Source organism: Thiohalobacter thiocyanaticus (assembly GCF_002356355.1).
GTDB lineage: Bacteria > Pseudomonadota > Gammaproteobacteria > Thiohalobacterales > Thiohalobacteraceae > Thiohalobacter > Thiohalobacter thiocyanaticus_A.
The window spans coordinates 1,509,044-1,523,386 of the sequence record NZ_AP018052.1; the positions used below are offsets into that span (position 1 = coordinate 1,509,044).

Annotated in this window: 14 protein-coding genes and 1 tRNA gene; 9 read left to right on the plus strand and 6 right to left on the minus strand. The window is 65.2% G+C overall.

Annotated features, from left to right (window positions below; genetic code table 11):
• The first annotated feature begins 3 nt into the window (after positions 1-3).
• The 7 genes from CFK21_RS06985 (at position 4) to CFK21_RS07015 (ending at position 7,727) form a co-directional block, all read left to right on the plus strand.
• Positions 4-939, plus strand: coding sequence for an MlaD family protein (locus tag CFK21_RS06985; RefSeq protein WP_096365986.1), 936 nt, complete (start codon positions 4-6; stop codon positions 937-939).
• Positions 940-941: 2 nt separating this feature from the next.
• Positions 942-1,556: an ABC-type transport auxiliary lipoprotein family protein gene (locus tag CFK21_RS06990; protein WP_096365987.1), complete on the plus strand. Its 615-nt coding sequence runs from the start codon at positions 942-944 to the stop codon at positions 1,554-1,556.
• Positions 1,557-1,590: 34 nt separating this feature from the next.
• Positions 1,591-2,514 carry an AEC family transporter gene (locus CFK21_RS06995; RefSeq protein WP_096365988.1) on the plus strand — a complete coding sequence of 308 codons (924 nt, stop codon included), beginning with the start codon at positions 1,591-1,593 and terminating at the stop codon, positions 2,512-2,514.
• Positions 2,515-2,709: 195 nt separating this feature from the next.
• Positions 2,710-4,908 carry a GTP diphosphokinase gene (gene relA / locus CFK21_RS07000; RefSeq protein ID WP_096365989.1) on the plus strand — a complete coding sequence of 733 codons (2,199 nt, stop codon included), beginning with the start codon at positions 2,710-2,712 and terminating at the stop codon, positions 4,906-4,908.
• A gap of 110 nt (positions 4,909-5,018) precedes the next feature.
• Entirely contained in the window at positions 5,019-5,399 is a 381-nt protein-coding gene (locus tag CFK21_RS07005) for a YgaP family membrane protein (protein ID WP_096365990.1), read from the plus strand.
• Between the two features lie 89 nt (positions 5,400-5,488).
• A complete protein-coding gene (locus CFK21_RS07010) occupies positions 5,489-7,381 on the plus strand; it encodes an ATP-binding response regulator (protein WP_096365991.1) in 1,893 nt (630 codons plus the stop codon).
• A complete protein-coding gene (locus CFK21_RS07015) occupies positions 7,359-7,727 on the plus strand; it encodes a response regulator (protein ID WP_096365992.1) in 369 nt (122 codons plus the stop codon). The genes CFK21_RS07010 and CFK21_RS07015 overlap by 23 nt, the downstream gene beginning before the upstream one ends.
• A gap of 31 nt (positions 7,728-7,758) precedes the next feature.
• Here the strand turns inward: CFK21_RS07015 and CFK21_RS07020 are convergent, their stop codons facing one another.
• The 6 genes from CFK21_RS07020 to flgA all read right to left on the minus strand — a co-directional run bounded on the left by CFK21_RS07020 (position 7,759) and on the right by flgA (position 12,125).
• The gene (locus tag CFK21_RS07020; RefSeq protein WP_096365993.1) at positions 7,759-9,486 is read right to left on the minus strand and encodes a chloride channel protein; all 1,728 of its coding nucleotides are present in this window, start codon (positions 9,484-9,486) and stop codon (positions 7,759-7,761) included.
• A 71-nt stretch (positions 9,487-9,557) separates the two neighbouring features.
• Positions 9,558-9,634 (minus strand) — tRNA-Arg (locus CFK21_RS07025).
• A 73-nt stretch (positions 9,635-9,707) separates the two neighbouring features.
• Positions 9,708-10,454, minus strand: coding sequence for a flagellar brake protein (locus tag CFK21_RS07030; RefSeq protein WP_096365994.1), 747 nt, complete (start codon positions 10,452-10,454; stop codon positions 9,708-9,710).
• 50 nt (positions 10,455-10,504) lie between these two features.
• Positions 10,505-10,987: a flagella synthesis protein FlgN gene (locus CFK21_RS07035; RefSeq protein WP_096365995.1), complete on the minus strand. Its 483-nt coding sequence runs from the start codon at positions 10,985-10,987 to the stop codon at positions 10,505-10,507.
• A 16-nt stretch (positions 10,988-11,003) separates the two neighbouring features.
• Complete coding sequence (gene flgM / locus CFK21_RS07040; protein ID WP_096365996.1) at positions 11,004-11,318, minus strand: flagellar biosynthesis anti-sigma factor FlgM; 315 nt, start codon at positions 11,316-11,318, stop codon at positions 11,004-11,006.
• Between the two features lie 102 nt (positions 11,319-11,420).
• Positions 11,421-12,125 (minus strand): flagellar basal body P-ring formation chaperone FlgA, encoded by a 705-nt coding sequence (gene flgA / locus CFK21_RS07045; RefSeq protein ID WP_157745481.1) that lies wholly within the window; start codon positions 12,123-12,125, stop codon positions 11,421-11,423.
• Positions 12,126-12,267: 142 nt separating this feature from the next.
• On the opposite strand from flgA, the gene CFK21_RS07050 reads away from it, so the two are divergent.
• The gene (locus CFK21_RS07050; RefSeq protein ID WP_096365998.1) at positions 12,268-13,224 is read left to right on the plus strand and encodes a chemotaxis protein CheV; all 957 of its coding nucleotides are present in this window, start codon (positions 12,268-12,270) and stop codon (positions 13,222-13,224) included.
• 81 nt (positions 13,225-13,305) lie between these two features.
• Positions 13,306-14,166, plus strand: coding sequence for a CheR family methyltransferase (locus tag CFK21_RS07055; RefSeq protein ID WP_231971576.1), 861 nt, complete (start codon positions 13,306-13,308; stop codon positions 14,164-14,166).
• Positions 14,167-14,343 lie beyond the last annotated feature (177 nt).

The window sequence follows — 14,343 nt, forward strand, 5'->3', positions numbered from 1 at the left end:
AAAATGCGTAGAGACAATATCAATTATTTCCTGGTGGGGCTGTTCACCCTGATCAGCCTGACGGTGCTGCTCGTCGCGCTGTACAAGATCACCGGCCGGGTGGGCCAGGCCGAGCCCTATCATGTCTATTTCCGGAACATCGCCGGCCTGGGCAAGGGTACCCATGTCACCTACGAGGGGTATCAGGTCGGCTATGTGGACCGACTGGTGCCGGAGCAGACCGGGCAGGGCACCCGCTACCGGGTGGAGGTCCTGGTCCGCCGCGACTGGCGGATCCCCGAGGACAGCCAGGCCCGGATTCACGCCACCGGCCTGCTGGGCGATACCGTGATCGAGATCGCGGAGGGCGGGAGCGAGCGTCACCTGGAACCGGGCGCAGCCATCCCCGGGGCGCCGGCGCAGGACGTGTTTGCCGTGCTCAACGAGGTGGCGGCCGAGGTCGGCGGGCTGACCCGCGACAGCCTGCGACCGTTGCTGGACAATCTGAACACTCAGGTCAGCGGCATCGGCGGCGAGGTGCAGGCCCGGCTGCCGGGCATCCTCGGCGGGCTGGAGTCCATGGTCGGGCGGCTGGACAACAGCGCCGCGCGGCTGGAGTCCATCCTGGATGCCGACACCGAAACGCGGGTGGACAGCATCCTGGTCAATGTCGATGATATGAGCCGCGACCTGGCCGGCCTGAGCCGCGGCCTGCAGAGTTCGCAGCAGGCGCTGGACGCCCTGCTTGCGGATGCCCATGCCCTGGTGCGCGACAACGACGCCGATGTGCGCCGCAGCGTGGTCGGTCTGCGCCGCTCGGTAGAGGCCTCGGCCCGCGCCATCGACGCCATCATGCACGACCTGCGCCAGGCCAGCCGCAACATGAACGAGTTCAGCCGCCAGATCCGCGGCAATCCGGGCCTGCTGATCCGTAGCCGGCCGCAGACGGGCGAGGAGTAGAGATGCGCAGCACAGTCACAGTGTTCTGTCTGCTTATGGTGCTGCTGGCCGGCGGCTGCGCCGGTCCCGCCGCCGTGCCCGAGGACAGTTATTACCGCCTCGCGCGGCCCGAGCCCGAAAACCGCCTGAATCGGCCGCTGCTGACCGGCGGGCTGGCGGTCGCGCCGGTGCAGACGCCGGCCCTGTACCAGGACCGCGCCATTGTCTATCGCACGATCGAGCAGCCGCTGCAGCTGCGGCGCCATCATTACCATTACTGGAGCGAGCACCCGCCGCAGCTGCTGCAGGCGTATCTGGTTGACTATCTCACGGCCACCGGCCTGGCTGACCGGGTGCTGGAGGATGACTATGCCGGCGCGGCCCGCTACCGGCTGCTGGCCCGGGTCGAACGTTTCGATCAGATCCGGGGCGCGCAGGGCGCCGGTGTGGAGGTGGCAATGGCGTTCGAACTGCACGACCGCGACACGGGCGAGCGCCTGGCGGCGAGCGAGCTGAGCCGGAGCCTGTTCTCCGCTGCGGGTGATGGCTCCATTCACACCACGGTGGGGCTGTTCCACAAGGCACTGGAACAGATCAGCGCGGAGTGGCTGCAGCGGCTGGCCGACGCGCAGCCCTGATGCCGCCGCCGTTCCACCCGGCCGGGATTGCCTGATGCTGCAGACCATCCTGGAGATGTTCGTGATCGTCGCCCTGGGCGTGGGGGTGCGCCGCATCGGCCTGGGCGGTCTGCCGCCGGAGCAGCTGCGTCGCGGCATCACCGATGTGGTGTTCTATGTCCTGCTGCCGGCGCTGGTGCTGCTGACCCTGTGGCGGGCCGAGTTGGGCTGGTCCACCTTCAAGATCTCGGCCCTGGCGATCACCGGTGTGCTGGCGGCGCTGGCGCTGAGCCGCCTGCTGTGCCGGCTCTGCGCTCTGTCCCGCCGCAAGAGCGCGGCCCTGATGCTGGCCGCCGCCTTTCCCAATGTCACCTACCTCGGACTGCCGGTACTGGAGAACACCTTCGGCCCCCAGGCCCGCAGCATCGCCATCCAGTACGACCTGTTCGCCTGCACACCGCTGCTGCTGACTCTGGGCATCCTGGTCGCGCAGCGTTATGGCGACCGCGGTCCCGGCGGCGACATGTTCACCCGATTGCTGAAGGTGCCGCCGCTGTGGGCGGCGCTGATCGCGGTGGCGCTGAACCTGGCTGCGGTGCCGGTGCCGGCGATGCTGGCCTCGGTGCTGGACAGCCTGGCCAGCGCGGTGGTGCCGCTGATGCTGCTGGCCCTGGGCATGGGCCTGTTCTGGCCGGCGCGCGGCCAGCTGGAGGTGGTGGCCCTGGCCAATCCGGTCATCATCCAGCTGCTGCTGATGCCGCTGCTGGTCTTTGGTGGAACGGCCCTGCTCGGGCTGGAGGGCTGGGTGCGCACCGCCGTGGTGCTGGAGGCGGCCATGCCGAGCATGGTCATCGGCATCGTCCTGTGCGACCGCTACGGCCTGGACAGCGCTCTCTATGCCATGACCGTGACTGTTTCGACACTTTTGAGTCTGCTGACCCTGCCCCTGTGGTATCAATGGGCGTCGGGAGGGTTCTGATGGCGCCTCCGTACCCTTCTCCTGCTTGACCGGGGAACGATTCTTGCCTTGAATTCCTGTTAGGGTACCGGCATCTTACTCTTATCAAGGTGTAGGTCGGGTTAGCGCAGCGTAACCCGACATGGCCGCGGAGGATGTCGGGTTACGCCTTCCAGGCTAACCCGACCTACGCAAATCAGGAAGGTGGCTGCAGCTATGGTCAGTGTGAGTCAGACGAGCGTTCAGGCGGCGACCGGGCGGGAGGATCCCGATCCGGCGCAGTACCGTGCCGCCCTGACCCTCGGCTTCAGCGAGGAAGGCCGCGCCCTGATCGAACGGGCCGTGGACTATGCCGTACGTGCCCATGCCGGACAGCGCCGGGCCTCGGGCGAGCCCTATCTCAGCCACGTGCTGGCGGTGGCCGAGATCGTCCATCAGCTGGGTCTGGATCACGAATCCGTCTGCGCCGCCATCCTGCACGACGTGGTCGAGGATACCCCGGTCACACTGGATGAGGTCCGTAGCGACTTTGGTCCCGCCATCGCCCGCCTGGTCGACGGGGTGACCAAGATGGGCCAGATCAGCCGCTACCGTGATGCCGCGCAGAAGGCGCAGGAACATGCCGAGAGCCTGCGTAAGCTGCTGCTGGCCATGGCCGAGGACATTCGCGTCATCCTGGTCAAACTGGCCGACCGGCTCCACAACATGCGCACCCTGCGTCACCTCGAGACCGCGAGTCAGCGGCGCATCGCCCGCGAGACGCTGGAACTGTATGCGCCGCTGGCCAACCGCCTGGGCATCGGTCAGATCAAGTGGGAGTTGGAAGACCTGTCGCTGCGCTACCTGGAACCCGGCGTCTACAAGGAGATCGCCACGCACCTGGACGAACGCCGCCTGGACCGCGAGCGCTACATCGACCATGTGGTGGTGAGCATCCGCAATGAACTTCAGGCCGCCGGCATCCAGGGCGAGGTCAGCGGGCGGGTCAAGCATATCTACAGCATCTGGCGCAAGATGCAGCGCAAGAACGTCGGCTTCAACGAGATCTTCGACGTGCGCGCCGTGCGCATTCTGGTCGAGCGGGTGGCGGACTGCTATGCCGCGCTGGGTGTGGTGCACAGCATGTGGCATCACATCCCACGCGAATTCGACGACTACATCGCCAACCCCAAGGAGAACAATTACCGCTCCCTGCATACGGCAGTGGTCGGGCCCGGCGGACGCACCCTGGAGATCCAGATCCGCACCCGCGAGATGCACGAGCACGCCGAACTCGGCGTGGCCGCCCACTGGCGCTACAAGGAAGGCGGGCGCTTCGACCAGAGTTTCGAGCAGAAGATCGCCTGGCTGCGCCAGCTCATCGAGTGGCGGGATGAGGAATCCACCGCCAGCGATTTCGTCGATCGGTTCAAATCCGAGACCGGCGACCGGGTCTACGTGCTCACGCCGCAGGGCCAGGTGGTCGATCTGCCCCAGGGCGCCACCCCGCTGGACTTCGCCTATCACATCCACACCGAGATCGGGCATCGCTGCCGCGGGGCCAAGATCGACGGCCAGATCGTGCCGCTGACCTACGAACTGCACAACGGCGAACAGGTGGAGATCCTCACCACCCGCAATGGTACCCCCAGCCGCGACTGGCTCAGTCCGCACCTGGGCTATCTCAAGTCCTCCCGGGCCCGCGCCAAGGTCCGCCACTGGTTCCACCAGCAGGACCGGGACAAGAACCTGGCCGCCGGGCGCGCGGTGCTGGAACGCGAGCTCGACCGGTTGGGACTGGACAACATGAACTGGGAGGAACTGGCCCGGCGCCTGCGCTTCGACAATGTGCAGGATCTGCTGGTCGCCATCGGCAAGGGCGACATCGGCAGCACCCAGATCGTCAGCGCGGCCAATGATCTGTTTACCCGGGAAGAAGAGGCCATCCCGCTCAGCCGTCCCAGCAGTCGCGGCGAGGAGGGCGGTGATGTGCGCATTCTCGGGGTGGGTAACCTGCTCACCCATATGGCCCGCTGCTGTCATCCGGTGCCGCAGGACCCGATCGTGGGTTATATCACCCGTGGCCGCGGCGTGACCATCCACCGCCGTGACTGCCCCAACGTACTGCGCTTGTACCAGCATGAGCACGAACGCCTCATCGAGGTCAGCTGGGGCGGCAGCCAGCAGCGGGTCTACCCGGTCGATATCCAGATCCTGGCCTACGACCGCTCGGGACTGCTGCGCGACATCACCTCGGTGCTGGCCACTGAAAAGATCAATGTGCTCGGAGTGAATACCGTCACCGACAAGCACGATCATGCCGCCAGGATGAAACTGAGCATCGAGATCAGTGACCTGGAGGAGCTCAGCCGGGTGCTTACCCGCATCGGTCAGCTGCCCAACGTGATCGAGGCCCGCCGCGAGCTCCAGCACTGACCCGCCCGCCGCCGCGGGGGTCAAGCCCCGCGCGCTCTCGCCGCTAAGAAGAAAAATGGCAGCCCCTGTCAGGTTCGGGGTTCAACCACAGCGGAAATACGAGCGACTTCATGAGCGAACGCGCCTACCGGTTCATTCTCGGTACCACCCTGATTCTGCTTCTGTATCTGCAGCAGCCGCTGCCCATCTACATCTACATGGGCGTGCTGCTGTTCGAGGGGCTCACCAACTGGCGCATTCCCATCATCGTCTCCAGGCTGCGTTACGGTTCCGACTACCGCGATCCTTTCACGGGCAACTGTCCGCGCTTCGGCTTCGATGCCGAGCGCATGCTGCGGCTGATTGTCTTCGTCCTCCTGCTGGCCAGCTATGTCGGACTGCCGGAAGTCGCCTGGTTCTTCCCCTGGTTCATCGGCTTCATGCTGTTCATGGCCGGGATGACCAATATCTGTCCCATGGTGATGGGGCTGCGCTGGCTGGGATTTCGTTAGGGCCTGTTAATACCTGTTAACACCACCGAAGCGCCTGCTGCCGGCGTTTGGGGTAATCTGCAAATCTGCTGCTCAGGACGGAATGCCGGATGGTGAACGAAGTCATTGTCTCCGACGACTGGACCCGCAACTGGCAGGCCAGTATTGCGGTCAAGATCACCGCCCTGGTGATGTGGGTGATCATCGTGGCGGTGTTCATCGTCGCGACCTGGCTGCTGCGCGACATGGAATCGCGGCTGCAGGCCGATTTCGAGGCCGAGGCTGACCGTGTGGCCTATCAGGTGGCCACCCTGGTCAAGGCCGGTTCAGACAGCGGCTACGCCGAACTGGCCGGCCGTCTGGCCGAACTGCAGCAGGGCAGCAGCTTTTCCGCCATCGGGCTGCATATCGGCAGACGGGATTACTTCGTCGGCAATGCCGGGCAGGGCGGCGTGATCGAGCGGCATCTGCCAACGGCGCTGGCGCCCGGGCAGGACATCGATCTGGAAGTGTTCCACCCCGACCTGGATGCACTGGTCGCGCAGCGCCGCAACCAGCTGGTAATCGGCATCTTCGCCACCCTGCTCGTGTTCGGCCTGTTCCTGACCTGGTCCATCCGCACCATCGTGCACCGTCCGCTGCAGCAACTGGTGAGCGCCACCCGCGCGGTCTCCGACGGCCGGTTGGAAGTGCGCCTGGATATCTCGCGTGAGGACGAGTTCGGTTACCTGTCGCGTTTCTTCAACCAGATGCTGGACCGGCTGATGGCCCAGCAGCGCGAACTCGAACAGGCCGCCGAGGAAGCGCGCTCGGTCAGCCGGGCCAAGAGCGCCTTCCTGGCGAATATGAGCCACGAACTGCGCACCCCGCTCAATGCCATCATCGGCTACAGCGAGATGCTGGAGGAGGAGGCCGGCGAACTGGGCGTGAAGGAACTCACCCCGGACCTGTACAAGATCAAATCCGCCGGGCGGCACCTGCTGTCGTTGATCAACGATGTGCTGGATCTGTCCAAGATCGAGGCCGGCAAGATGGAAATCAACCCGGTCATGTTCCAGCTGCGCGACCTGGTCAACGACGTGGTCGACAATATCCACCCCATGATGTCGCACAACAACAACCGTTTCGATGTGCAGGTGCCGGAGTCCCCCGGCCGGATGTTCTCGGACGAGACCAAGCTGCGCCAGGTATTGATGAACCTGCTGAGCAATGCGGCCAAGTTCACCGAGAACGGCGATGTTCGTCTGGGCCTGGCGCGGCGTCGGGAGGGTGAGCAGGAATGGATCGATTTCACTGTCGAGGATACCGGCATCGGCATCCCGCCGGAGAAGCTCGACCGGCTGTTCCAGGAGTTCTCCCAGATCGATTCCTCCAGTACCCGCAAGTATGGCGGCACCGGCCTGGGCCTGGCGATCAGCCGCCGCATCTGCGAGAAGCTCGGCGGCAGCGTCGAGGTGGACAGTGAACCGGGCCGGGGCAGTCGCTTCACCCTCTGCCTGCCGGCGGATCTGAGCCGGCTGCAACCGGAATCCCCAGTGCGTCCGGAACTGTCTGACAGTCTGCTCCCGGTGCCCGAGCCCATCACCGCCGTTCCGGCCGACTGCCAGGCCCTGGTGGTGGATGACAATGCCGCCAGCCGGGATCTGGTCAGGCGCACCCTGCAGGCGGAGGGCGTGGAGGTGATCGAGGCCCGCGACGGGCGCGAGGCCATCGGGCTGCTGGAATCGCTGCGCCCGCATCTGATCTGTACCGATCTCATCCTGCCCAACATGAACGGCTTCGATTTCATCAAGTGGCTGCGCGGCAACCCCGCCACGGCGGCATTGCCTCTGGTGGTGGTCTCTGCCATGGATATCAATGAGAACGACCGCCGTGAACTGGAACAGCACCGCGCGGCGATAGTGCCCAAGGGGGTGAATCTCAGACAGCATCTGGTCGCGATGCTGCATGGACTGGACCTGGCCGGCAAAGGCGATGCGGATGGCGAGACTGCTGCTGGTTGAAGACAATGAACTGAACCGTGACATGCTCAGCCGACGCCTTGCCCGCCGTGGTCATGAGGTGCTGACGGCGGTCAGCGGCCGCGCCGGTGTGGAAATGGCCGAGGTCGGGCAACCGGAACTGATCCTGATGGATCTGAGCCTGCCGGATATCGACGGCTGGGAGGCGACCCGCATGCTCAAGTGCGGGGTGCATACCGCCCACATCCCGATCGTGGTACTCACCGCGCACGCGATGGCCGAGGACCGGGAGCGGGCCTTTGCTGCCGGCTGCGACGATTACGATACCAAGCCGGTGGATTTCGCCCGCCTGACGGAGAAGATCGAGCGGCTGCTGCAGCCGGACTGATTCCCTGCCGCCGTGTGAACCCGGGCGGGCCTCAGATCCTGTAGGTCTGTGCGATGCCGTCGGCGGTCAGTATCCCTTCCACCCGTTTCAACCCCGGTGCGACCTGGCGCGTGACCAGCAGGGCCTCGGCCCCCGTGTCCCGCATCCTGGCATGGGCTTCCTGCAGACTGGCAAGGCGGTCGATCTCGGTCGTCTGCAGTCGCGTGCCCGGGATATCCATGAGATCGAATTCGGTTGCCTCCGGATCCCGGGTAAGGGCCTGCACGAGATCCACGGCTGCCAGCAGCACGTCGGCCTGTTCCGGCGCTCTGATCACGATCCAGTGCAGGCCCTCCTTGAGTTCCTGCTCGATGCGTTCGCGCTCAACCTGGCGCGGCAGCAGAGTGAAGGCGGTCTGCATCGCGGCCGTGACCCCGACGCGGCGCAGCGACTGATTGACCGGGTCATTGCGATAATCCATGCCCAGGTTGCGCAGCATGGTGTGAAAAACCGATTCCCGGTGCGTGAACAGGCCTGCCGTGACGGTGGCGGAAACGACGGCAAGCATGCCGGGCAGGATGACATCGGGAGAACGGGTCAGCTCCAGGATGGCGATCAGCCCGGCCAGCGGTGCCTGCAGAATCGCCGCCATCATCGCGCCCATGCCGACCAGGACATACAGGCCGAGGGAGTCCGGGGTACTGATCCCCGTCTCCATGCCGAGCATGCCCAGCAGGCCGCCGCCGGCGGCACCGATCACCAGGGAGGGACCGATCATGCCGCCTGGAATGCCGGCGCCGATGGTGAAGGTCGTGATCAACAGTTTCAGAATCAGGATCGACACCAGCAGCATGAGCCCGTAGTGGGCGTTGAAGGTGTCGGTGATGGTCTGATCGCCGATCCCCATGACCTGCGGTACCAGCATGCCGGCCAGACCGACGGCGCCGCCGGCGAGACTGAAGCGCAGCCAGACGGGCAGTGGGGTGTGCAGGCGGGTGAACAGTTGCAGCAGGCGCAGGAAGGCGGCGCCGATCAGACCGATCAGGATCCCGGCTAACATGATATAAGGTAGTTCGGACAGGGAGCCCAGACTGATGGTGGGGACGATGAAGGCGATCTGGTCGCCGAACACCAGGCGGCTGAGCATGGTGGCGCTGACGGTGGCCAGGATCACCGGAGTAAAACCGGCCACGGTGTATTCCAGCATCAGCACCTCCATGGCGAAGGCCACGCCGGCCAGCGGGGTGTTGAAGGAAGCGGCGATGCCGGCCGCCACGCCGCAGGCGGCGGTTACGCGCAGGCTGTTGTTGGGCAGCTGCAGCCATTGCGCCGGCAGATTGCTGCTGGCCGCGCCGAGGTGGGCGCTGGGGCCCTCGCGGCCGATCGACTGGCCGCTGATGATGGCAAGCGTCCCGCCCAGAAACTGGGATACGGCATTGCGCCAGGGCATGCGCCCCTGGTGATATTCGAGCCGTTCCAGGACATGCAGGATTCCGACCCGGCGGGCATCCCGCGACAGCCACTGGAACATCAGACCGAGGACCAGGCCGCCGAACAGGGCAAGGTAGAGCCGATGCTCCGGCGCCAGCGCGGCGAAGTGCCCGGTCTGCCCTGTGAGCAGTCCGGATTGCAGCCGTTCGGCAAGCAGGCGGAAGGCGATGATGGTCAGTCCCGCGAGTACGCCTGCAACGATGCCGAGCAGGGCCAGCTGCGGGACGGCATCGGGACGCGCCACGCTCAATCGATAACGTTCAAGCTGTTTGCTGATGGCCGCCCGCATGCAGGCATTATGGCCCGTTGCGGCTACGATGTCCCGGGGCTGGATGAAGGGGAAGGGGAGGCGGGCGTGGATGGCGTCCCCGGCAGGAGTCGAACCTGCGACCTACGCCTTAGGAGGGCGTCGCTCTATCCAGCTGAGCTACGGAGACGGAGTGCCTGTTACCATATGATATTGCCGGGTACAGGGCGGCTATTGTAGCGGGGATCCCACCCGGACCCAAGTCAGCCATCGCCGCGGGTGCGGCGGCGGATCATCTCGCGCTCGAGCTGGGTGACGAATTTGCGCAGCCGGCCCTTGTCCTCCGGGGCAAGCCGGCTGAAGCGACCGCCCAGGCGCAGGCTCTGGTGCGATTCATCCGGCAGCACGAAACGTACTTCCAGATCGGCCTGCAGGGGCTGCGGATCCTGCGGCAGCTGGATGCGGCAGCCCGGGATGATTAGTCCCTTCCGGATTTCCTCGCCCGCGTCCAGGCGGGCGCCCAGCCCGCCCATGGAGACATCGTACAGCTGCCCGTCAAGCAGGAGTTCCTCGCCGAGCGGCAGCAGCACGCCGATCTCCATATCCATGGCCACATGCACACGGTAGTCGGCACGCCGCTGCATGTAGTACACGCACTCCGGCAGCGGCGCCTGGTAGAAGCGCACGCCCTGCCGGTTCTGCGCCGGGCGGATGTCGAGATTGAAATTCATCTCCACCCCCTCGTGCTGACCGAATACCCGCAGCCTGCCGGCCTCCAGGGCCTTGCGATGGGCGGCCTCGTCATTGATTTCGTCGAGCAGCAGGTAGTTGCGCTGGGGATTGAGATTGAGCAGCAGGCTGTTGAACGGGCGTTCCACGCCGGGGATCTTCACCCGCAACAGGATCCTGTTTTCATGCAGCCGGCGCAGCAGGGCGATGATTTGCGGTGGGTGGGTGATCCTTTCACTCTGGGAGCGATAGGGGTCTTGTTGCCTGATTGCGTCCGCCATGGGGATGTCCGGCCCGCGTGTGGGAATTCAGGTCATGATACGGCAGCAATTCAGGCCTTGGCCAGTGGCCGGGTGCCGGTGTGTGCGTTGTCGGTCTGGCCGCTGGCGGCGTAGGTGGCCGGATCAGGCGACTCGCCGCGCAGTACGGCAAGCGCCGAGCGGGTATGCCGGCGATGGATCTCGATGGCCGCGCCATTGTGGCGGTTGCGTTCCTGGCACTGCTGCAGCGACTGCAGCAGCTGCGTCCAGCGGCCGGCCAGGTCGCCGCTGTGATCGCAGCGGGCAATACAGGTCTCGATGCCGTCGCGGTCGCTGCCATAGCCGGCGCGGGAAAGCAGGGCGCTCAGGTCGCGTTCCATCCCTTCGAGTTCCTGCATGCGCTCGGCCTTGTCGCGGGCGGCCTGTTCCAATGCGGCGGTATCCTGGGCCTGCAGGGCCTCAAGCTCCGTCGCCAGGATCCGGTTGAGCGCGGTCAGGGTGTGCTGCTCGCGATCGAACAGCTGCGTCAGGGCCGATTTCAGTGCCTGCTGCATGACGGTTCCCGGCGCTTCAGAGTGCGCCTTCGAACTGCATCAGCTTCTCGGCGATGCGGTTGGCGTCGATTTCGTAGCTGCCGTTGGCGATGGCGTCCCTGATGGCGTTGACGCGGTTGCTGTCGACCTCGGGCAGTTCGGCGATGCGGTTCTCCAGATCCCGCAGCTGCTGCGCCTGGGGTGTGAGGCTGACGGTGTCGCGGCTGGATGCCGGATTGCCCTGGCTCTCGGCGGCCTTGTTCTCCGCCGTCCCCTGACCCGCCTGGGTGCCGGCGCCGGTGCCGACATTGCCGACCATCGAGCCGGATATATTGTTGATTTCAGTTGCCATTGTGGCCTCCTGCGTGCTGTTTTCCTGGGTTGATTCGGGTCTGACTGAAAACCGTATCGTCAAAACATTCAAGAACTTTAGCGCGATTTTTCCCCGCCGTCGCTAAAGCGTCACTTTTACGACGCCGCGCGACACGACCCAGCCCTCGATGACCCGCTGACTGTTCAGGGCCTTGACGCGGATGCGCTCGCCCCGGGTGCCGTCGCTCATGGCCTCCCCGCGCATCCGCACCTGGAAACGCTCGCTGCCGGTGAGCAGGGTGACGCGGTCACCCCGGTTGATCAGCCGCGGCGCGCTGAGCATGTTCGGGGTGATCACCGTGCCCGCGGGGATGGCGCGCCCGGCCAGCATGCCGGTGAGCTTGTCGGTGCGGTCGAAGTAGCCATAGCTCAGGCCGGACAGTTCCCGCTCGACCACCCTGAGTTGGGCCTCGCCGACGGCCTCGCCCCGCAGCAGCGGTTCCGAAGCCACCACCACCTGGCCAAAAACACTAATTTTTCCGGAAACATAGATTTTCCATTCGGTCGGCCCGGGGCAGCGTACCCCGACGCTGGTATTACCGCTCAGGCGGGCGCCGGCCGGCAGAAAGGCCTCCAGCGGCGCGCCGCAGCGCTTGAGCCGGAGCCGGCTGTCCAGGCGGCCGATGCTGGCCTCGACCTTGCCGCTGTGAGCGGCGGCGGCCTGTTCGGCCAGGAACCGCTGTGCCGTCTCCACTATGCCCTGGTGGGACTGGAATCCAGCCGGGGCGGCGCCGACCGTCTGGCCCAGTCCAAGTGCGATCATCAGTATCCAGGCACCCGCTTTCACCTGCCGCTCCTGTGTGTCGAATCTCAACTGCTCCTGCACGATGCAATTGCTGTGCCGGAACCCGACCAGGCTCAAGAAAGCGCGTCGCCGGGCCGCTACAGGGCGAGAACAGGAAGCCGCCCCCTTCGAAGGAGACCAACGCATGAGCACCGTACTGGCCAGCGTCGATCAGCGCACCCAGCTTGCCGGACACAACCGTCTGGAAGTCTTGATGTTTACCCTGGATGGACGGCAGCGCTTCGGCATCAACGTGTTCAAGATCCAGGAGGTGATCCAGTGTCCGGCGCTGACCGAGGTGCCGCAGTCCCACCGGGTGGTGCGGGGCGTGGCGCATCTGCGCGGCAAGACCATTCCGGTGCTGGATCTGGGAATGGCGATCGGCCGGCCGCCGCTGCAGGAGCCGCGCGAGGCCTTTGTCATCGTGACCGAGTTCAACCGCTCCACCCAGGGCTTTCTGGTGCGGATGGTCGACCGCATCGTCAATATGAACTGGGAACAGATCCTGCCGCCGCCCAACGGGGCCGGCAAGGACAGCTATCTGACCGCCGTGACCCGGGTCGACGACGAGCTGGTCGAGATCATCGATGTGGAGAAGGTGCTCGCCGAGGTCATCGGCATGGACGAGAACATTTCCGAGGAGGTGCTGGCCGGGGTCGGGGCGGTCGAGCACGAGTGCCGGCCGCATATCCTGGTGGCGGATGACTCCATGGTCGCGCGCAACCAGATCAAGCGCACCCTGGACCAACTCAATATCGATGCCACCCTGGTCAGCGACGGCAGAAAGGCGCTGGAGCAGCTGCAGCAATGGGCCGAGCACGATCCCGACCGGCTGCGCGACCTGGCCATGGTCATCTCCGATGTGGAAATGCCCGAGATGGACGGCTATACCCTGACGACACGGATCCGCACCTCGCCGGAACTGGCGGGCCTGTACGTGCTGCTGCACACATCCCTCAGCGGGGTATTCAACCACGCCATGGTGGAGAAGGTCGGCGCCGATGAATTCATTGCCAAGTTCAAGCCCGACCTGCTGGCCACCTCGGTGCTCAAGCAGGTCAACCAGACCCGACAGGAAGTGGGCGGGAGCACCGCCGGCTGAACCGCCGGCCTGCCGAACTGACAATCTGCTGCGGGTGCTGCATGCCGCCGGATGCGGCAGCCGCCTGACAAGGAACTTCGCTTGAACACAGCAAAAATCCCCTCCCAGGATTTCGATGCCTTCCGCGCCTTTCTCGAGGAAAGCTCCGGCATCGTACTCGGCGAGAACAAGCATTACCTGGTGCTCAGCCGCCTGGGCCGGCTCATGCGCGAGGCCAATATCGACAGCCTGGGTGAACTGGTCGAGCAGATGCGCAAGCCCTTCAGCCGCGGGCTGAAGGAGCAGGTCATCGAGGCGATGACGACCAACGAGACCTTCTGGTTCCGCGACAGCTTCCCCTTCGACATCCTCAGCCAGACCATCCTGCCCGACCTGGCCTCACGCCGGGTGCGGCTGCCGCGGATCTGGTCGGCGGCCTGCTCCAGCGGTCAGGAGGCCTACTCCATCAGCATGACCATGCAGGAGTTCATGGCCGAGAACCCCGGCAAGCTCGGCGAGGCCGAGATCCTGGGCACGGACATCGCCCCCACCGTGATTCAGGAGGCGCAGGCCGGGCGTTACGACGGTCTGGCCGTGGCACGCGGCCTGTCCGAGGAGCGCAAGCAGAAGTACTTCACCCAGCAGGGGCTGCACTGGGTGGTGAAGGATGAGATCAAGCGCCGGGTGCGCTTCACCCTGGCCAACCTGCTGCAGAGTTACAACCCCCTGGGCCGCTTCGACGTGATCTTCTGCCGCAACGTATTGATCTATTTCTCCACCGAGTCCAAGCGTGACATGATCGCCCGCATGGCCCGCTGCCTGAATCCCGGCGGCTATCTTTTTCTCGGCTCGTCCGAGTCCATCACCCAGCACTCCGATGCCTTCGAACTGGTGCGCGCCCCGCGCGGCTCCGTATATAAACTGAAGGAAGACCTGGAGCGGGGACGCCTGGCCGGACGTTGACCGTAGGATGGGTGAAGGCGCGTAGCGCCGTAACCCATCGCGTTCGGCGGACAGATGGGTTGCGCTGTGCTCCACCCATCCTACCTTCGACCAATTAGACACCACTGCGCGTCCCGCGCCCCCGCGCCTCTGCGTTGAATATCCGCGCCGCCCTTTGCCGCCCGGCGGCGGAATATT